The organism is Aliivibrio sp. SR45-2, from assembly GCF_963890165.1.
GTDB classification, from domain to species: Bacteria; Pseudomonadota; Gammaproteobacteria; order Enterobacterales; family Vibrionaceae; genus Aliivibrio; species Aliivibrio salmonicida.
The window spans coordinates 1-20,133 of the sequence record NZ_CAWPRC010000111.1 but is presented as its reverse complement, the minus strand read 5'-3'; the positions used below and the strand labels follow the sequence as shown (position 1 = coordinate 20,133).

At 36.8% G+C, this 20,133-nt stretch carries 16 protein-coding genes; 11 read left to right on the top strand and 5 right to left on the bottom strand.

Going from position 1 to position 20,133, the window contains the following annotated elements:
* Window positions 1-8 precede the first annotated feature (8 nt).
* Entirely contained in the window at window positions 9-2,684 is a 2,676-nt protein-coding gene (locus tag AACV33_RS05155) for an ATP-binding protein (protein ID WP_182699116.1), read from the bottom strand.
* 83 nt (window positions 2,685-2,767) lie between these two features.
* Here AACV33_RS05155 and AACV33_RS05150 point away from each other — a divergent pair, with 83 nt between their 5' ends.
* From AACV33_RS05150 to AACV33_RS05110, 9 genes are all read left to right on the top strand, one after another.
* Complete coding sequence (locus AACV33_RS05150; RefSeq protein ID WP_023602613.1) at window positions 2,768-3,241, top strand: hypothetical protein; 474 nt, start codon at window positions 2,768-2,770, stop codon at window positions 3,239-3,241.
* 3 nt (window positions 3,242-3,244) lie between these two features.
* Entirely contained in the window at window positions 3,245-4,303 is a 1,059-nt protein-coding gene (locus tag AACV33_RS05145; protein WP_182699115.1) for a hypothetical protein, read from the top strand.
* A gap of 228 nt (window positions 4,304-4,531) precedes the next feature.
* Window positions 4,532-5,413: a sigma-70 family RNA polymerase sigma factor gene (locus tag AACV33_RS05140; RefSeq protein ID WP_182699114.1), complete on the top strand. Its 882-nt coding sequence runs from the start codon at window positions 4,532-4,534 to the stop codon at window positions 5,411-5,413.
* A 62-nt stretch (window positions 5,414-5,475) separates the two neighbouring features.
* Window positions 5,476-7,071, top strand: coding sequence for a putative bifunctional diguanylate cyclase/phosphodiesterase (locus AACV33_RS05135; protein ID WP_182699113.1), 1,596 nt, complete (start codon window positions 5,476-5,478; stop codon window positions 7,069-7,071).
* A gap of 172 nt (window positions 7,072-7,243) precedes the next feature.
* Entirely contained in the window at window positions 7,244-9,106 is a 1,863-nt protein-coding gene (locus tag AACV33_RS05130; protein ID WP_017023570.1) for a glycosyltransferase family 2 protein, read from the top strand.
* Window positions 9,096-10,415 carry a DUF3131 domain-containing protein gene (locus AACV33_RS05125; RefSeq protein ID WP_182699112.1) on the top strand — a complete coding sequence of 440 codons (1,320 nt, stop codon included), beginning with the start codon at window positions 9,096-9,098 and terminating at the stop codon, window positions 10,413-10,415. Before AACV33_RS05130 ends, AACV33_RS05125 begins: the two co-directional genes overlap by 11 nt.
* A 26-nt stretch (window positions 10,416-10,441) precedes the next feature.
* Window positions 10,442-11,845 carry a DUF3131 domain-containing protein gene (locus AACV33_RS05120; protein ID WP_017023572.1) on the top strand — a complete coding sequence of 468 codons (1,404 nt, stop codon included), beginning with the start codon at window positions 10,442-10,444 and terminating at the stop codon, window positions 11,843-11,845.
* Window positions 11,846-11,864: 19 nt separating this feature from the next.
* A complete protein-coding gene (locus AACV33_RS05115) occupies window positions 11,865-13,247 on the top strand; it encodes a DUF3131 domain-containing protein (protein ID WP_182699111.1) in 1,383 nt (460 codons plus the stop codon).
* Window positions 13,244-14,221 (top strand): hypothetical protein, encoded by a 978-nt coding sequence (locus AACV33_RS05110; RefSeq protein ID WP_182699110.1) that lies wholly within the window; start codon window positions 13,244-13,246, stop codon window positions 14,219-14,221. Before AACV33_RS05115 ends, AACV33_RS05110 begins: the two co-directional genes overlap by 4 nt.
* Window positions 14,222-14,246: 25 nt before the next feature.
* Here the strand turns inward: AACV33_RS05110 and AACV33_RS05105 are convergent, their stop codons facing one another.
* The 4 genes from AACV33_RS05105 to AACV33_RS05090 are packed head-to-tail and all read right to left on the bottom strand — an operon-like array spanning window position 14,247 to window position 17,397.
* Window positions 14,247-14,687, bottom strand: a complete 441-nt coding sequence (locus tag AACV33_RS05105) for an ATP-binding protein (protein ID WP_017023575.1) — start codon at window positions 14,685-14,687, stop codon at window positions 14,247-14,249.
* A 19-nt stretch (window positions 14,688-14,706) separates the two neighbouring features.
* Window positions 14,707-15,852: a sugar phosphate nucleotidyltransferase gene (locus AACV33_RS05100; RefSeq protein ID WP_182699109.1), complete on the bottom strand. Its 1,146-nt coding sequence runs from the start codon at window positions 15,850-15,852 to the stop codon at window positions 14,707-14,709.
* Between the two features lie 13 nt (window positions 15,853-15,865).
* The gene (locus AACV33_RS05095) at window positions 15,866-16,198 is read right to left on the bottom strand and encodes an STAS domain-containing protein (protein ID WP_017023577.1); all 333 of its coding nucleotides are present in this window, start codon (window positions 16,196-16,198) and stop codon (window positions 15,866-15,868) included.
* Window positions 16,150-17,397 (bottom strand): SpoIIE family protein phosphatase, encoded by a 1,248-nt coding sequence (locus AACV33_RS05090; protein WP_182699108.1) that lies wholly within the window; start codon window positions 17,395-17,397, stop codon window positions 16,150-16,152. Before AACV33_RS05090 ends, AACV33_RS05095 begins: the two co-directional genes overlap by 49 nt.
* Window positions 17,398-17,593: 196 nt before the next feature.
* Here AACV33_RS05090 and AACV33_RS05085 point away from each other — a divergent pair, with 196 nt between their 5' ends.
* Both AACV33_RS05085 and AACV33_RS05080 read left to right on the top strand, forming a co-directional pair.
* Complete coding sequence (locus AACV33_RS05085) at window positions 17,594-18,871, top strand: glycosyltransferase (protein WP_017023579.1); 1,278 nt, start codon at window positions 17,594-17,596, stop codon at window positions 18,869-18,871.
* Window positions 18,872-19,033: 162 nt separating this feature from the next.
* Window positions 19,034-20,041 (top strand): hypothetical protein, encoded by a 1,008-nt coding sequence (locus AACV33_RS05080; protein WP_182699107.1) that lies wholly within the window; start codon window positions 19,034-19,036, stop codon window positions 20,039-20,041.
* Window positions 20,042-20,133 lie beyond the last annotated feature (92 nt).

The following is a 20,133-nucleotide window of genomic DNA, read 5'->3' as shown; positions in this document are numbered from 1 at the left end:
GTCACTTCCTACTTCATTTTCATTATTTGATTGAGTAGTACTTCTTTCTTGAAGGGTTTTGCTACGTATGCGTCCATACCTGATTCGTAGCATTTTGTGATGTCTTGATCTAATACACTGGCGGTTAACGCAATAATGGGTATTTTCTTTCTATTCTGAGCTTTTTCTAAGCTTCGGATCTCTTTCGTTGCTGAGAAACCATCTTTTACGGGCATCATGCAATCCATTAAAATGACATTATACGCTTCGCTTTCGGTAAATTTTTCAATCGCTTCTTGGCCGTTATTTGCAATTTCAAACGTATAACCAGATCGACTTAAAAAGAGAGAAGCGACTTTTTGGTTAACTAAGTTATCTTCAACAATCAGAATATGGTTAGCCCCTTTTTTCTTGGGTGAATTGTTGTTAATTTCGTTGTCTTGGCTCAAAGGTACCGGGTTAGTTAAGTCATCGTTCGTTGAACTATCGGTTAACGCATTGGTTAACGTTTTCATTAATCGATAGCCAAGTAAAGGGTAGGTAATTAGGCCATTTATGATAGCTTCGAAATTGGCGGCTCTGTCTTTGTGTTGTTGAGCTAATACAATTGGAGTGTCAGGGTAATTTTTACGAACGCAACGTAAGCGGCCCTTGCACTTACAATCAGAATCATTACAGTGGCCTGCGCAGTAAATAATGACGTCAGCACTGGTTGCGGTTAGCTCTAACTCTTTCGCTGAAGCATAAACAACAACGTTGTGTATATTGTAATAATTAAGGTCTGTAATAATATCTTGTGCGTAAGCGGTTTTATTGGCGATAACATGGAAAGTAATGGCCTCTAATTCCGGGTATTGGATAATGTTGTGTTCTAGTACTTCGGTTATTAATGAGAAAGAGAATGTACTGCCTTCTCCTTTTGTGGATTTAACCGTAAATTCGCCATCCATCAAATCAACTAATTGTTTACTGATGGCAAGTCCCAGCCCTGTACCGCCAAATTGTCGAGTGATTGAACTGTCTTCTTGTACAAAGGGTTCAAAAATTGAATTGAGCTTGTTTTGTTCAATACCGACACCAGAATCAGACACTGAAATAGTAAGTTCGACGGTATTGTTTTCTTTTTTGGTAAACTCGACATCAAGTTGAACGTGACCTTTCGGGGTGAATTTGACCGCATTTGACGCTAAATTCATTAGTATTTGTCTTAATCTGTGGTCATCAAGTAATAACGATGATGGCAAATCGGGGGGTATATTAATGATCAAATTAAGGTGTTTTTCATTGGCTTTCGAAATGATGATAGACACGGTATCAAAAATTATTTCACGTAAATCAGCACTATGAGGATGCAACGACAAATTACCTGATTCAATTTTTGATATGTCTAAGATGTCATTAATCAAAATTAATAACGTTTGAGAAGACGTTTCAATCGTATTTAAATAATCGTGCTGAATTGGTGTCAATTTGGTTTCAGAAAGAATGCCGGACATGCCAATAATACCATTTAAAGGCGTTCTTATTTCATGAGACATATTGGCAAGAAAGGTACTTTTGGCTAAGTTGGCTTGTTCTGCTTCTTCTTTAGCTCCTACGATTTTATCCTCATTCATGGCTCTTTCTGATATGAGAGCATTCAAATTTTTAGAAAACAAGGTGAACTCATCATTACCATCACTCTTAATCTGGATGGAATAATCATGATTTTTTTCTATTAACGCCATAGAGGAAATCGTCATTTTTAAATAGCTTAGGATCCTAGCGGATAGAGTAATACCTAAGTATGAAATGAAGACTAAAGATGTGATTAGTATCGATATGAATAAAACAATCATACTATTAATACTTCGAATTTTTGTTTCAATATCGTTCTTTAATTCATTCGTGATAATCGTTGTAGCTGCTTGAATGAGTTGAAGTCGTTGGTTTAGTGCTTGTGTCCCGGTATTGATGTCTTTCTCTGTGTATTTTTCGGATTTGTTCTCAATGACTGCATTTCTAAAAGTGTTGCTTGATGAGAAATTGATATTACTAAAGGTTGTTAATAAAAGAGTAATATCGGATTGACTCGCATTCATTGTTAAAAACTGTTCAATATACAATTGCTGACGCTGAGAAAGTGAATTTAGAGCATCTTGATAGCTTGTTTGTGGTGTTCTCAACATCAGGTGAATGTACCAATTCTCTTGAGTTGCCCAATAATTAACCCATTGAAGTTGGGTAAGGATTGTTGTTTTTTGGTTAATGATATCTGATGCTGCATTGAGCGTATTTGCATTTTTTAATTGATACGTTTGTTGTACTACATCTGTGATCCAGCTTGACCATTCTTCTATGGTGTTTGATGAAAACTGGGTAATCTCAGTATTTGCTTGTTGGAGTTCCGATAAGGTATCGGAAAGAGATTGTGTTCCTTGTTTTTTTGATTGTACGGCAAGTTGGCTTAATGATTTTTTTGATGTTTCATATTCTGTTCCATTATCGAGACCATAAAGTATGTTCAAACGTTGCTGATGCATCGTTGTGATGTATCCTGCCAAGGTATGATTAAATTGGAGGGTATGATTCAGTGTATTTAATGTATTCAACTTCATCATCTGTGATCTGATCTCTATCCCTGATAATGCACAAAGCACAAGCAATGGGAGAAAAACTAGAGTGAGCATTCTGGATTTCACAGAGATACGGTTCATCAACATCATAAAACATCCTTGTTTGGAAAAGCCAGTTCAGTGACCTATATTAAAAATCATAGGATATTTATTAAGAAAGGGTAGTCGTCGATGTGAAAAATACTCAATGTTATTTAAGCTGCTCTTCATTTTTCTTTATGATTTTATTGTCTTTTTTTATTTCCCCTTCAGCGGCGTCAACAAATGCTAGACATGATAGTTATGCTATTTTCTCTATGGGGTCGTCATTTGAGCCATTAAGTAAAAGTCGTGCGCGTATGATTTATACGGGCAAGATAAAGAAAATAAACAATACCAAAGTAGTGTTGTCGGATTGGCCAGACAGTTCTCCTGAGAAAGAAACGTTCTACAAGGTATTACTGGGTAAAACGGTGTCTCAAATGAATGGCTATTGGGCGAGTTTGGCCTTTTCAGGTAAAGCAAAGCCCCCAAAGTCAATCAAAGCTGAAGACGTCACTGTTCTTGTTGAATGGCTTAAAGAAAATCCAACGGGTATTGGCTATGCGCCATTGTCTTCATTACCTTCAGGTGCGCATGTCCTATTCATTATCTCTAAAGGGAATTAGATTATGTTTAAAAGGCTTTTGGCTTATGGTTGCTTCATTTTTACATTGCTATTAACGAATGTAGAAGCAGCTATTGAGCTCAGTGATGATGTAACATTACGAGGGTTTGGATCGACCTCTGCGACAAAAGGAAGCAGCGAAACGCCTGTTTTTATTAATCGAGAAATAACGGATGACGTTTGTTTTGATTGTGATACTACCTTTGGTTTGCAGCTTGATTATGTTGTTACGGATGACTTTACTACGTCATTACAAGTGGTGAAAAGACCACAAGATGAGTGGTCAGGTCCTGAAGTAGAGTGGCTTTATGCGAGTTATACGTATTCTGATATTGAAACAAAAATTGGACGTTTACGCTTACCTCTATTTCTTGTTTCTGAATATTATTATGTTGCTCAGGCGTATACGTGGGCAAGAGCGCCACAAGAAGTGTATAACAGCGTATTAGGGGTGACTTCATTTAATGGTATGAGTGTGACATGGAATCATCAAGTCTCCGATGACATCATTTTAGCTGTTTCTCCTTATTATGGTGTTCATGACAGCAATAAAATTAGTTCAGGTGATCGTGTTTATCATTTTACGACGAATGACGTGAAAGGGATCTATATGGACATTATTGGATTTAACTATCGAATCCATTCGAATGTAATGGCATCTAATTATGATTATAACGTCAAAATGAAAGAGGCAAGCCTCGCTAAAGAAGCAGATCAAAATATGGTTTTGTACAGTTTGGGTGCTGAATATTCATTAAATGCGTGGCATGCAATGGCTGAAATTCAAACGAATGACATGCAGACAAATTGGTATGCCAGTTTAGCCTATACCTTAAATAAATTTACGCCTTATGTTATTTATTCAGAAAGTCATCGATGGAAAGAAAATTACAGTGTGACATCAGGGATACGTTATGACCTAACAACAAAAGTATCAATTAATGCTGAGTGGCAAATAATGGAATTAACTAAAAATTCAGAACAAAATACTGGTCAATTTACAAAGTATGAAGGAAGTAATAGTTCAAGAATCAGTACTGTAATTATTAATTTCATTTTTTGATTTGTTAAGTGTAAATATAAAAAGAGGTTGTATTAATTTGTCAATATATTGACGTCTCATTAGTGATTTTATTGGGTTTAATATTGTGACTAAGTTCACGTTCTTTTTACTGTTTATGTATATTGCTACTTACGATATTGCATGCTGTCATTTCCTGTACCATTATTATTTATACCGTTAAAGATATAACGGATTATAAATGCAAGTTGCTAGGTATAAGGATATGTTATGTTGAATATAGAATGTTCAAAAAAGGAAGAACCAAGAAACAGCATTGATGCTTACTCATTATATTTGAAAGAAATAAATAAATATAAGCTTCTAACTGCAAGTGAGGAATTGGAACATAGTCGTAACTATTTATCTGGAGATTTAAAATCAAGAAATGTGTTAATTGAGTCTAATCTAAGGCTTGTTGTTAAAATTGCCAATAAATATCGTCATCGTAATCAAAGTGAACTTGCCCCTTTAGATATTATTGAAGAGGGAAATCTTGGTTTAATGAAAGCCGTGAATAAATTTGACCCTGAATTAGGCTACCGATTTTCTACTTACGCGGTATGGTGGATAAAAGAATCCATTGAAAGCGCCTTATTTAATCATTCACGTACGGTTCGCCTACCTGTTCATATAACAAAAGAACTTAATGTGTACTTAAGAGCGGCAAGAGATCTGTCTAGAACACTTAAAAAAGAACCTTCCATCAGTGAAATATCCGTCCACTGTAATAAAGACTATAAAAAAGTTAATAAAATCTTAGGTTTAGTTCCTAGTTCATCAACGTGTCATTCTGCTTCTAGTGATGATATGTCATCGAATTTAATTGAATTGTGTGCTGATGATCATGAACAAGAGCCCGCTCAATCCTTATCAAAGTCTAATTTAGAAAGTAACTTATCGTCATGGTTAAATTTACTTCAATGCAGAGAAAAGCAAATAATTATTAATCGTTATGGTTTATTTGGTACTGATGTAAAAACCTTAGAGGAACTAGGACAAGACCTTAAATTATCTAAAGAAAGAGTCAGACAGATACAAACAGAAACACTCACTAAGCTTAATACCATATTTAAAAACAATAAGCTAAATTTAGAAATTGCTTTAAATTAGCTATTTAAAGTCATGATTTAACACCTTTGTTATTACGGTATTCGACCTTGGGACAGTGTTGTATGGATATTGATGTTCTATTTATACTATTCACAATAATTAATGTGATGGCTTTGTTATGCTCAGCGTATTTTATTTATAAAATTGAGGTGATTAAAAATGGATTAATAAGAACCGTTTTTGCAGGTGTTTTCTGTTCTTATTTTGTTTCATTTATTTATCTTGAGGAATATGTTTTTTCTCATGAGATTGCTGATAGTTTAGATAATATAATTTTGGTGTTTTCAACTGTATCAATACAAATGTTATTTTTTGTTTTATGGTTTATGTATCGATTTATTAACCAGTTTACTCTTATTGAGAAGATTAACATTGAACATAGAAAAAGCTTACATAATAAAAAAGATATCTATCAAAAACTCATTGATAAGAAAATAGCATTAAAGATCCCCTTTAGTATCACTAAAATTAAAGTAGTAAATTATCGGAAATTGATAGATGTATCTTCTTATAAGGTATTTAAGAAGGTATTGTCTTATTCCGTACTTATGATTAAAAGAGAATTGAAAAATAAGCACATTGATTTGTATTACGAAGATAATGAGATCGTAATTATTAGCTACTCAACCGATAAAATACTGATAGAGAAAGTAGCGAATAAAATACATAAGCAATTGATATCACCGATTTTAATGGGAGATAGGAATTTTCTGTTACAACCTGTGATTGGGTGTGCTGTGTATACTGATGACATTAAGAGCAGTGAGGAGATGCTAAAGCGAGTCGATATTGCTTGCTATAAGGCAAAAAAACTAGGGTTAGTTTTTGATTTTTATAGTTACCAATACGCAAAATCGATAAATGAAGAGTTAAGAATTTTGGATAAGTTAGTATATGCCATTCCTAATTCTGAGTTTGAACTTTACTATCAACCTATTGTAAATAGTATTGATAAGACTATTCATGGTTATGAAGCCCTCATTCGTTGGCCTCAGAAAGATGGCACCATGATCCCTCCAGATCAATTCATTTTAGTCGCTGAAAACAATAATTTTATTAAAGGAATTACTGAGTGGGTCGTAAGGCAAGTTGCCCGCGATATCCAACGTTTTAAAATGGAAAATATTCATCATCAAGTTCATATCAATATATCCACGTTAGATCTTCATGACAATGACCTGTATATCCAACTTTCTGATTTGTTAATTAATAAAACTATCGAGCCTTCTGATGTTGTTTTGGAGGTGACAGAGAGCGCGTTGATGTCAGATATTGATGCGGCCTATCTAATGCTATCAAAATTTTCAGAACTTGGTTTTTACATCAGTATCGATGATTTTGGTACTGGGTTCTCTTCTTTGTCACTTTTGAGGGTTTTAACCTTTAATCAGATAAAAATAGACCAATCATTTATACGTAATATGTCTATTGGTAATAGTGATTACGCGATCGTAGCCTCTACTATATACCTTGCCCACAGTTTAGGGTGCAATGTGGTGGCAGAAGGGGTGGAAGACCAATCATTATTTAATGAATTGAGAGAGTTGGGTTGTGATTATATTCAGGGATACTTCATTCATAAGCCACAAGATTTGACGACAATGATTCATTGGTCATTAAAGCAAATGGAGAAAGAAAAATTATCTTCTATTGCTTAACCGACATCCGTTTTTAATTATTCTTTCTATGAATTGCATCTCTATTTTTAGTGATGAGAATAAAGGGAAATTATTATTACGTTTTTAGCCGTTTTTATCCTAAGTTACTTTAAGGAAAGGAATTAGAACGCTCATCACATTAATGTAAGTAGATCCGATTTGGAGTGATTAAATGGATTTTTATTTCAAGAAATTCGAACATCGTAAACCACCAGAACCCGTCCCTCATAGTCACTCTAGGGAGTTACTGTATCAGTATTTAGCGACGTGTAATCTTACGCTTGGTATTTGGTATTTATGGTGGCGTTGGAGTTTTGCTCTTAACTATGACGCATTATGGTTTTCACTTCCTTTGGCTTTTGCGGAATCTTGTGCATTTATTGGCTCGTTACTGTTTACCTTTAATTTGTGGAAAACAAAAGATGAACCAAAAAAAGAACCGCCGCATAAAATTAAAGAGTGTGTATTAGATACAGAAGAAGACAGACCAATCAGTGTCGATGTATTTTTTCCGTCGTACGATGAAGAACCTGAACTGGTAAAACTGAGTATTTTAGATGCTCAGAAAGTGACTTATCCACATGACATTGATATTAATATTTTCATTCTTGATGATGGCAAACGTGAGACCATGAAGGCACTCGCTAAAGAAATGAATATTGGTTATATCACTCGAGAAGGAAATACGGGATTTAAAGCGGGTAACTTACGTAACGCAATGGAACAAACGTACGGTGATTTTGTTGTTATTTGTGATGCAGATACAAGACCATTCTCAACCATATTAGAGCATACGTTAGGTTACTTTAGAGATCCGGATGTTGCTTGGGTTCAAACTCCGCAATGGTTCTTTGATATACCAGAAGGTGAGCGTTTACCTACCTTTTTAACTCGAAAATTTGGTTCTTTTTCTGGAAAAATAGGCAAAGGTATTGAGAAGTTTTACGGCCCTGTTACTTTGGGTGAAGATCCTTTCGTTAATGATCCTCAAATGTTCTATGACGTAATACAGCGCCGCAGAAATTGGGCAAATGCCTCGTTTTGTTGTGGTGCAGGTTCTATTCACCGTCGTGAAGCGGTGATGGAAGCGGCACTTCGTAGTTACAGTGAGCAAATAATTAAAGAACAATCTGAGATAGAAACTCAAATCAGGAAAATGACGAAAGAGAAGTCGGTTGATAAAGATATTTCAGATAATTTAAAGCAAGAAATTTTCATTGATACCGAGTTTACGCCGTATAAATTTCACGTATCAGAAGATTTGTACACCTCTCTGGTTTTACATTCGGATTCAGAACGTAATTGGCGATCAGTCATGCACCCTGAAGTTGAAAGTAAAATGCTTTCCCCTCAAGATTTACAAACATGGACAGTGCAGCGTTTTAAATATTCTGGCGGGTCTATTGATATCTTTATGAATGACAATCCTTTGTTTAGAAAAGGAATGAATCTCAAGCAGAAGATCATGTATGGGGCGAGTTTTTGGTCTAACTTATCAGCTGTATGGAATATTATTTTCTTATTGTGTCCAATTGTTTATTTTCTTACCAGTATCGCACCAGTAAGCGCTTATGACGTTACTTTCTATATGCATTTCTTACCGTTTGTTTTAACCGCAGAACTAGCAATGATGGTCGGAACATGGGGGGTGGCTGGTTATAAAGGAAAAACGAATTTCCTTTCCTTCTTCCCTGTTAACTTTAAAGCACTGTGGACAGTATTGCGTGGTAAAAAAATCAGTTTCCCAACGACACCAAAAGAAAGACAAACGGGTACTTTTTTTAAATTAGTTATTCCTCAAATGGCCGTATTTGGCTTAAGCCTATTTAGCTTGATCTATGCATGGACAGGGTTTTCAACCGGATCACACGGGAGTTACTCATTGGGTGGGTTAGTGCTGAATACGTTTTGGATCATCAATAACATGATGGCAATGTGGGGCATGATTGCTTCGGCGTTTTGGAATCCAGAATCAAATGATGACGAACAACAAGAATCAGAACAAGAAAAAGAGGAAGTAGAATATGGAATTTAAGAAATCTGTTGTTAATGCTCGTCACCATATTGTGTTTATCTTGGGGCTAGCGACTGCATTATTTATCTCGTTTACGATTGAAACACGTGAAGCGCCACAAGTACTTGGAAATATTACATTTGAAAGTACAGAGGTTATTCCATTAAAAACGAGTCGAATTTTAACTCAAGAAGAATATCAATGGGCAAATACCGCATGGCAGTATTTTGAAAATAATTACCAAGAAAATACAGGATTAGTGAATTCGGTTGATGGATATGAGTCCACAACAATGTGGGATACGGCTTCTTATATTATGGGGTTAATCTCAGCGGAGAAACTGAATGTGATTACCGATGATGTGTTTACTATCCGCATGGAAAAGGTATTACATACATTATCTCGCTTACCTCTTGTAGATAATCGCTTACCAAACAAAGCATACAATACAGTGACGCTTGAAATGGTAGATTATACGAATCAACCGACACCTGAAGGGATTGGTTGGTCTGCCATTGATATTGGTCGAATTCTCGTTCCCTTGAACATTATTGTTTGGCAATATCCGCAGTTTAATAAACAAGTGAATAATGTACTCAATGCATGGCACGTGGGTGACATGATTAAAGATGGTTATTTATATGGTTCTCGCCTTTCAACCTCTTCTGATGGATTTGAATTAGTACAAGAAGGGCGAATAGGGTATGAAGAGTATGCGGCAAAATCGATGTCATTGATGGGGCGAGATGTATTTAATGCAATGAAATATATAGATTATTTGGAGTTTAAAACCATTAGTGGTGTTGAGGTTCCAACGGATCTACGTGACCCCGCAAAATATCATGCACATAACTATGTGGTGAGTGAATCTTATATTCTTGATAGTTTAGAATTTGGTGCTGACAGTGTCTCGAAAGTATTTGCACATCGAGTTTATCAAGCTCAAGAATCTCGTTATAACGAAACGGGCATTGTTACGGCGGTAAGTGAAGATAACCTCGATCAAGCGCCTTACTTTGTCTACAACACCGTTTTCTCTGATGGTAAAGAATGGAATGCAATTACCGATACGGGTGAAGATGCTTCTGAATTTAAATCTTTATCAACTAAAGCTGCCTTTGGTTGGTATGCCTTATATCAAACGGATTACACCGATCTATTAATTCATGAAGCGCAAGATTTATTTTCAGAAAATAAAGGCTGGTATTCTGGCCGTTACGAAGTAAGCGGAGAGATAAATAAAGCCATTACAGCAAACACGAATGGCATTGTTTTAGAGTCTCTTGCGTATATTGAAAATGGTTCACTACTTAGTGTTGGCGCGAAGTAATAAGTATTGAGAAAAGGAGAATCTCTATGCGTTATATCTCAATCGGATTACTGAGTTTACTCATCGTTGGATGTGGTAATAAATATGATCAATTCTCAGAAGATATCATAGAAAAGAAAGATCACTGGACAGTACCTAAAGCTCGTCAAAGTAAGTTGACAGAGAAAGAAATGGACATGGCCAATATTGCTTGGAAATATTTTGAAAATAATTACCAAGAATCGACAGGTCTAGTGAATGCGGTAAATAATTATCCGTCAGTCACCTGGTGGGATGCCGCGTCCTATTTAGCGGGAATGACCAGTGCGTATGAACTGGGAATTATCACGAAAGAAGAATTTGATCGCCGTTTAATTAAATTCTTAACGACATTAAACACGCTAGATCTGTTCCGTGGGGAACTGCCAAATAAAGCTTACAATACACAAAATGCGGCAAAAGTGGATTACGGTAATCAACCGGGGGAAATTGGTTACTCAGCTTTAGATCTAGGGCGTTTACTTATTTGGCTTCATATTTTAAAAAACCGTTATCCAGAGTTTGCGACCAGTATTGACTCTGTCGTACTGCGATGGAACTTTTGTAACGTAGTTGATGAAAATGGCACTATGTTTGGGGCTTTACTTGAAAAAGGAAAACCCGTTCAATACCTTCAAGAAGGTCGTTTAGGGTACGAAGAATACGCAGCGAAAGGATTTCAGCTTTGGGGTTTTGATACCTCTCAAGCTTCTATGCCAGAACCGTATGGGACGATTAATTTATTTGGTTATGATGTACCTTATGACACGCGTGATCCTCGTAAATTGAAAGCACACAGCTATGTTGTTACTGAAAGTTATGTACTTGATGCGATTGAATTAGGGTGGGATTTAACAACGGACCACAGCCCTCATGATACTAGCTACTCAAATGGATGGATGGCGGAGTTTGCTCTGAATATTTATCGTGTTCAAGAGGAGCGTTATAACCAAACGGGTATTATTACGGCTCGTACTGAGCACCAGTTAGCTGGAGCCCCATACTTTGTGTATGACACGATTTATACCGATGGATTTGCTTGGAATACCATTTCTGAAAATGGGGAATTTTTACCACAATATTCCGCCGTTGCCGTCAAAGGTGCGATGGGGATGTGGGTGCTATGGAATACGCCATATACAGATTTATTGTTTGATCATATTGCTAATTTATATGATCGAGAAAAAGGATTTTATGAAGGTATTTTTGAAAATGGGACAGGTCGGATTAACACGTTTACGTCAAATAATAACGGCATAACTCTTGAAATTTTACTTTATAAAGAACAAGGAAAACTCTTAACTTATAAAGATAATGTGGCACCGAGTTTATGGGAAAAAGCATTAGAAACCCCGTTTGGCTATGAAGGGCAATGCTTACCAAGAAAACCAATGAAGCCTTCTCGTCTGTAGTATTGATAAAGGAAGATTAATGCTAAAAAGTGCAGTACTGATCTTAATTAGCCTTCTTTTGTCATCCTGTGGCGTTTTGTATAAAGGCGTTCAAGATGGAGTGAGTTCTCTTAATCAGTCACAGGCAATACGACAAGGTAGGTATGGCGATTTAACTGAAGGTGAGCTTGAATGGGCTCGCCTTGCTTGGGTTTATGTTGAAAATAACACTCAGTTAAAAACCGGTCTTGTTAATAGTATTGATAATTATCCGACCACGAATATGTCAGGCATTGCCGATTATTTATTGGCATTGACCGCCGCGCGTGAATTTGAATTCATCACCAGTAAAGAGCACGATGAACGCCTTTCTCTTGTGTTAACGTTTCTTAATGAAATGCCTTTAAGCATCGGACAAATTCCGAATAAAGTATACAGCACCCAAACGGGTCAAATGGTTGATTATGGTAATCAACCTAATGACATCGGTTGGTCCTCAATTGATGTCGGTCGGTTATTGATTGTTCTTGCTATCGTTAAGCAATATAACCCTCAATTTATTGAATATATTGATAAAGCCGTATTGAAATGGAATTTCTGTGAGCTCGTTAATGAAGAGGGAGAATTGTTTGGTGGAACGGTTAATAACGGCAATGTTACTCGTTATAAAGAAGGGCGTTTAGGCGTTGAAGAATACACGTCTTATGGTTATTTAGATTGGCAAATTGTGCCAGAAAAGGCGATGAGATTGGATCCTTATAATGTAGCAACCATGTACGGTATTGATTTCTTATTTGATGGACGCGACCCTCGCCTTTTTGATGTTCTTCGTCCTGTGTATAGCACGCCTTATTTACGTTTAGGATTAGAATTTAATTGGGATGATATTGTCGATATAGATTCTAGCGACGCAACTCATAGTAATGAAGTGATGTCTGCAATGGCGGATTCAATGTATCGAATTCAAGAAGCTCGTTGGGAGCACGAATGTATTTATACCGCAAGAGGAGAGCACATTGTATCTGGTGAACCTTATTTTGTTTATGATGCGATTTACGCTCTAGGAACCCCTTGGATTACCTTGTCTGAAGATGGAAGCTCGTATGATGAATTAGCACTTGTTTCGACTCGAGTTGCTTTCCAGATGTGGGCGCTATGGCGTACAGATTATACCGATAGATTAATGATACTTGTTCAAGAATTGTATGATCCTGATCGAGGCTGGTATGAAGGACGTTATGAGTTAAACAGCAGATATGAAAAAAGTATCTCCCTTCAGACGAATGCTGGCGTACTAGAAGCGTTACTTTATAAGGCGAGAGGGAAGCTCTATCAACCAGAGAAGAGCAAAGAATATCGAGATGTACAGTTTAAATCTCGTTTCTCTCATCCTGGGCACTGTTTAGTGGAGACGTTCCGATGATGCGATGTAAATTGATTTCTTTGGTGGTAATGCTTTCAGTCGGTTCACCTTTAGCTTTCGCGAGAGTTGTTGATATTGAATTGTCAATTTATGGTAAAGGAACCATGTTAGCGAATAGTCCAAGAGAAAGGCAATCGGCGGATTACTGGCATCAATTATCGAATAAAATCATGGCTTCGGAATCTAAGCTCGGAGCGCAAAAGATGTGGCAATACGCGGGTCTATCTGAGGCATTAGCCGCTATCGCTGCGAATAAACGTAATGATATTAAAGCCTATGAATATTGGTCAAACAGCACTCGTTATTTATTAACGGGAGGAACCGAATGGTCACAGATGCAGAAGTATCTTCACCGTCGTTACGAGAATATAAATACTCAATTATCAACTCAACTAACGTCTTCAGATGTTGGTATATCATTAGATAATGAATGGCAACAAGAACTGACAATATTACAAATATGGGAAGATAAGCTCGGAGTTTTTACCTTTAAAGGGCCTAAGTTAGGATTGAAATCAAACTCTTCTGGTGATTATTCAAACGGTGGCGGTGGTGCTATAGCCACACCAAACTACAACTCTACACGTGCAATAAAAACGTCTAATGGGAAGAAAAAGCTAACGGGACTCGGAGGTTCTTTTTCTCGGGGGCAAAGTATCATTCCTGTAGCCAGTGAAGGGGAAAAAAGCGTCCTTGATGATGATACTAAAATAATAGAAGTGGAAGAGTTATCTACGTCTTCTGAGATGAGTCGTTCTAGTGGTAAAAACTCGGATATTGTCGTGATTACCCCAGATGAAGAATTTGATTATCGAACCGTAGAGAAAGATAATAAAGACAATGAATTGCCAGTTGAAGAGGTGACGTATCATCTCATACATAAAGCGAATATCGGCAATGTTGACGAAAATACCGTAGAAGTATTACAGCGTAGAACCTTTATTCCTGTGGTTAATGATGAAGAGCCTAAATAGGCTCGTTCAGAGGTAAGCGCTTAAATTAATTTAAGCGTTTACCTAGATAGAAGGTATTCTTACCGTCTTTATTTTCATAGGCAATGGTGTCCATTAGTTGCTCTACAATAATAAATCCACGACCTGAGGTAAGCCATGTTTCGGGCTTATTTTCTTCTGGTACGACAAAACTTTTCTCTGTCGACTCAACGAGTACTTCTTGAGGGAGAGCTTGCCCGTAGTCCGATATTTCCATTAATAACATACGTGGTGTTTGTAAGTATGACTTAATTTCAATAACTGGCCCATCTTGATTAAGATAAGCGTGTTCATAAGCGTTGTTTACCATTTCAACCAAGCATAACTCGGCTTGGTTCATGGTATCTTCTTCAATATTTAGGGCTTCCCAATACAGTCTAATATCATTAGACACCATTCGAGATGCCTCAATTGAACTCGAATAGGTGTTTGAAAAAATGGATTCCACAGTTTCTCTCCTCCTTGTTCTATTTTTCGGTTGTGCCGTTAGTAAAAGCAGACATATCCGATAAGGTGTCATTCATGACGGTTGAAATGCATTTCTTACTCATTTCGGAGTAAGAGGTGCTGTTTCCTTCCCTATCAATACAGTAATTATTAAAGACAGTTTTTTGATCTAATAACATGAAGTCTTTTATATGAATATAATCATAGATTAATGAATTACGGACTATTGCTTCAGAATCGACAGTACAGTTGGGACTAATAACGGTTGGCCCCTCAATTGTTGCACCTGGTTTAATATGGCAACCACTGGAGATCACTACGGGTGGTGTAATATTACAGTGTTTGAAATCAATCACTGTATTAATACCAACCCAAATACCTGATTTTATTTGTGTTCCTGGAACGGGATAACCGTTTACTTTCCCATTCAGTATGTCATTAGTTACATCCCAAATATCAGTAATATTACCGACATCTAGCCATTGAAAATCCATTGTTACCGCATAGAATGGTATGTTTTTTTCGACTAATTGTGGAAATAATTCGCTACCTATATCGTATTCGCCTTCTTTTGGGATAAAGTCGAAGATAGCGGGTTCGAAAATATAAATCCCAGTATTGGCTTGATTTGAGAAAGCCGCTTCTACTGTCGGTTTTTCTTGGAAATGAGTAATTAATCCATGCTCATCAGAGACGACGATACCGTATTTATGAATATCTTCATTAAGTACGGTTTTAGTCACGATCGTTGCAATCCCCCCTTTTTCTTTATGATGCTTAACCGCTTTAGTGAGATCCAAATCAATCCAGGCATCACCGCAAACCACAATAAAAGTATCATCAAAAAAACCAGAGAATTGTTGGATTTTTTGCATACCACCAGCAGAACCTAATGTTTTACTTTTGAATTCACCATTAATAATTTCCCCTTCGTAAGAATAAGAAAGTTGAGTGTTAAAATGGTGACCATCTCTAAAGTAGCCTTCAATAACTTCCGATAAATGGCTGGTATTGATGACTATTTTATTGATGTTATGTTTAGCAAAAAGCTCAATCATGGATTCCATTACCGGTTTACCCAAGATGGGGATCATCGGTTTTGGTATTGTGTGGGTAATTGGTTTTACTCTTGTGCCTTTACCCGCGGCTAAAATCATGCCTTTCATATAGACTCCTTTATTATGCTGAAGTTAACATTGCATCCTCAAGCGTTGGATAATTTGGTATTAATCTATCCATACGAGTGAGCTTTAATAAGTCTTCGACCGGTTTTTGTAGATTAATAACACTTACGGTTTTTCCTCTGCATAGTTTATAGACTCCCATGATGGCACCAAGGCCACTGCTATCCATAAACCGCACACTGCTGAGATCAAGAATAAGGTGATCACCAAATTGGCTTAATAAATCCTCCGCCTCTTTACGAAATTGAGGCGCCAGTTTCGCATCAAAGCGTTCTTCGTTTACCTGAAGAATTGTGCATTTACCTTGGTTGTTAATTTCGTATTGCATGAGTCATCCTCTTGTTTAGAATAGCCTTTCCACTCTACAGCAAGCACACTAACATCATCTTCAAACGTATCAGATTCATGCCATGTCCTTACTCTATTAACGAGCAGTTCGGTTTGTAAGTGAGTGGGATGGGAGCGAATATCCATAATGGTTTTTCTAAGCCCATCTTCAGAAAATTGTATATTGTCTTTTTCGGCTTCGGTAATCCCGTCAGAATAAAGCCAGATTTTATCGCCAGGATCTAACTGTATGCTGGCAGATTGATATTCAACAAAATCAAATGCTCCGACTACAAAGTTATCGTCTCCAATCAGTTCGGCTTGTTCGGTTTTTTGGTGTAACCAAACCAGTGGGGGGTGCCCTGCTGAGCAATAGTTTACTTCCCCAGTTTTGACATTAAGAACGGCATAAATCATGGTGAAATAGAGTTGAATCTTATCGTCACTAATGTAGAGCTTGTTTAATTTATCGATGACTTCTTCTGGGGGAATAATGTTATTATTTACGTCCTTAACGATAGATGACGGTCCATCGACAACGGATAAACTTTGCTGTACAGAAAATGACATGAGAGCGGATGAAACGCCATGGCCTGCCACATCAAATAAGTAGAAAGCAAGGTGGTCAGGGTCGAGTTGCATATAGCCCAACATATCACCACCAATTTGAGCGCTTGGAATGGATATATAGTTAAGCTCAACACCGGTGAAATTGGTTTGAGTGGGTAATAATTGACGAACGAGATCGCCTGCCGCATCAAGATCTTTACGTATTGTTGCGTAAGCTGAATCAAGCTCTTGATTTTTATCTGTGATTTTATTGTGTAATTCTAAGGTTCTGAATCCAGCTTTAACTCGTGCTTCTAATTCTTTTACATCAGTCCCTTTAACAATGAAATCATCGGCTCCTGCATTGATACCATCGATGATGGATCTTTGGTCGTCTTTACCTGAAAGAAGTACAAAGAAAATATAACGATCAAACTCGAGCTCTTTTAATTTACGGCATAATTCAATGCCATCCATTTCTGGCATTATCCAATCACTTAACACGAACTGAATGTGTGGATTTTCAGCCAAGATAGCCATGGCCTCTAAACCATTTTTAGCTGAAACAATGTTAAAACCACAACGTTTTAATAGGGATGACATAAAAAGAAGGCTAACGGGGTCATCGTCTACTACTAAAATGTATTCCATTGAAAATCCTTTTCGTAATAACCTGAAATAACGTATATGTAATTGAAGACTTTTACCTAGCCTAGGATACAAAGCTGTAGATTCAAGGTGATCATAACTATTTTTTTATTTTTCTTTTCTTTACTGGTTTTCTAATATGTCTTTCCTATTCTTTTTACGACAGTAATTCAATTCGGAAGAAGGAAAGGGTAACGTTATGGACAGAAAAACCATTTTAAATATTATTTCTCATTCAAATGATTCATTTGATTTAACCTGTGAAAATGATCAAAAAGAATTATTATTGTTGGCGGAGAAGTTACTTTCATTTTCAATGATATCCGTTTCGGAATATAAAGAGTTTATAGAATTAGAGTCACCACCATTGATGTTTAAATTGGCGGTTAAACTCGTTGAATCTCGACGCTTAATTATGAATATCTCGACACCATTAACGGTTGGTATTGTATTTGCTATGTGGGGGGAGCATCATCGATTAAATAAGAAATCAAAAATAAACCCTCATGGTGAAAATTCATTATTAACCAAAGTTGAGCAATTAAATTGGATTACTCAAGACTCGAATGTATTGTGGAAATTGTATCCAGTTGATGATGGTTGTCCTCATAATAGTTTTGGCATTGCACACAGAATTGCCCAGGATGATGAATCAAGAGAACAGATTAATGTCATGCGATTATCTGATGCGATCCCAACGACGACGGGTCCATTAAATAATTTGCATCATGTTGATGATTCGAAAAAAGGCGGGGCAATTATTCTTGGATGCCAGAAAGCATTGGATGATGGGATGGATTGCGTGGTCTATACGGATGCCGATAATTCAGTTCATTTAGGTCAATTAGGTTTATTGCTTAACCCTTATATGGAACAAAATATTCAGGTTATTCTTGGAAATAGAAAGCATAAAGATTCGATTCTTGTTAAACAAGAAGAGCGCTGGGGAGTTGGGATCAAAACATTGCGTCATATGCAAAGAATGATCGGCAACCAAATTTTCAGCCAAGGAATTAAAGATACACAAGCGGCGTTTAAATTGTATAGCCACAGTGCATTAGTTGATATTCTTAAGGCACCAACCGTGTATGATTTTTCCTTTGATACTGATTGGATTTTGGCTGCAATGGAGCAGAATAAACCGATTACTACGGTGCCTTTTGCGTTTATTGATTCTGCGGCGGAATCTGCGTCTATAACACAAGGCCCAATGACCACTTGGTATACTCTTCTCGATGGGTTAGTGAAAGCAGTTAGAGCAAGAAATGCAACGCACAGTAATGAAATGGCGGCTATTTTTGATAAAGAAGTTAAATCGTATAAAGATCTAGAGTTAATTATCGATGTTTTACCACCAGAACTGATGAACGTAGAAGATAGCCAATTAGGTGATCCTAAAGTCATGTCGCCAAAAGCGTTACAGCAATGGTTTGATAAAGCGAAATCAAAATCGAAAAAAGAACACGCGATGGCTTAGGTGTTTGTTTTTGTAATGATTCCATCCTAAGTTAATAGAGATAGACAAAAAATAAGCCTCCTTTTAAATTGGAGGTTTATTTTATCCCTTTGATTCTTTTATTTATGGATAAAAGAATACTCAGAATTTGAGTGGCTTATCTATGGACGGATTTATGCTTTTATGAACAGTAAAGTAAAACAAATGGCGATAAAAATCATTGGTTTATTTACCTGTGTATGTTTTTCATCATGGGCAATAGCAAATGAATATTTGTCTAATAGTGCCAAGCATAAAAGTGCCCCCACATCTCCTAATATCACCTCTCCAAAAAATACAGAAGATCCCGATGACAAACCTTCTGAAGGCGAGCATATTTGGAATGGGGTACAAAGCTCCTTTTATTTTCCTATTGAACAATGGGATGATGAGCAAGGTTTTTTTCACGGGCTAAGTGGAAATATTGGTTACAACTACCCGTTACTTGAGACACCAGAAGCAAATATTCCCGCTGATGCGACATCCGGCCCAAGCAACACCAATCAAACGTTAACACTCTCTTTAAAGTACAGCATCTTAGGCAGTTGGTTTGTGTCTGGTACGGCGTATTATTATATCGACCAAGAGCAACAACAAACATGGAATCCCGATTTTACCTACGTATTTGGTTACAGTGATTGGCGTCCATACACATTAAGTTTGGTTTACGCGAATTATGGGGGGAATAGATTCAGTCCCGATGACGGAGAATCCATGACTAATTTCAATCAGGGGACGTGGTCTTTAGGCTGGAAATTCCCGATAGTTGAACCTGTGGTTGATTGGTTTACGTTTACTGAAGAGGGCAGCATCGGTTGCCAAGTCGATTTTAATTATACTCATGAGTACTTCAATTTAGATACCTCTGAATATTTAAATGGGCATAAGACCGTTTCGCTCGGGTGTAAATATTCTATTTTTGGTAATTGGTATATTAATGGTACTGCTTTTTATTATTTAGATAAAAATCAACAACAACCGTGGAATCCAGATTACACCTATGGATTTGGTTATTTTGATTGGCACCCAGGAACCATCACTCTCCAGTATAATAATTATTCCGGTAACCGTTGGAATTCATCAGATAAAGCGGAAGGTACCGGTCGTTTTATTGATGGTGCAATATCTTTATCATACTCATTTACTTTTTAATAGTACGATCTTTTATTATCTATCTCTGGATATCCTCTTATTTGTTCCTATTCTAGTATTACACCATTATTTAAATGGTCGCTCATTTTTCA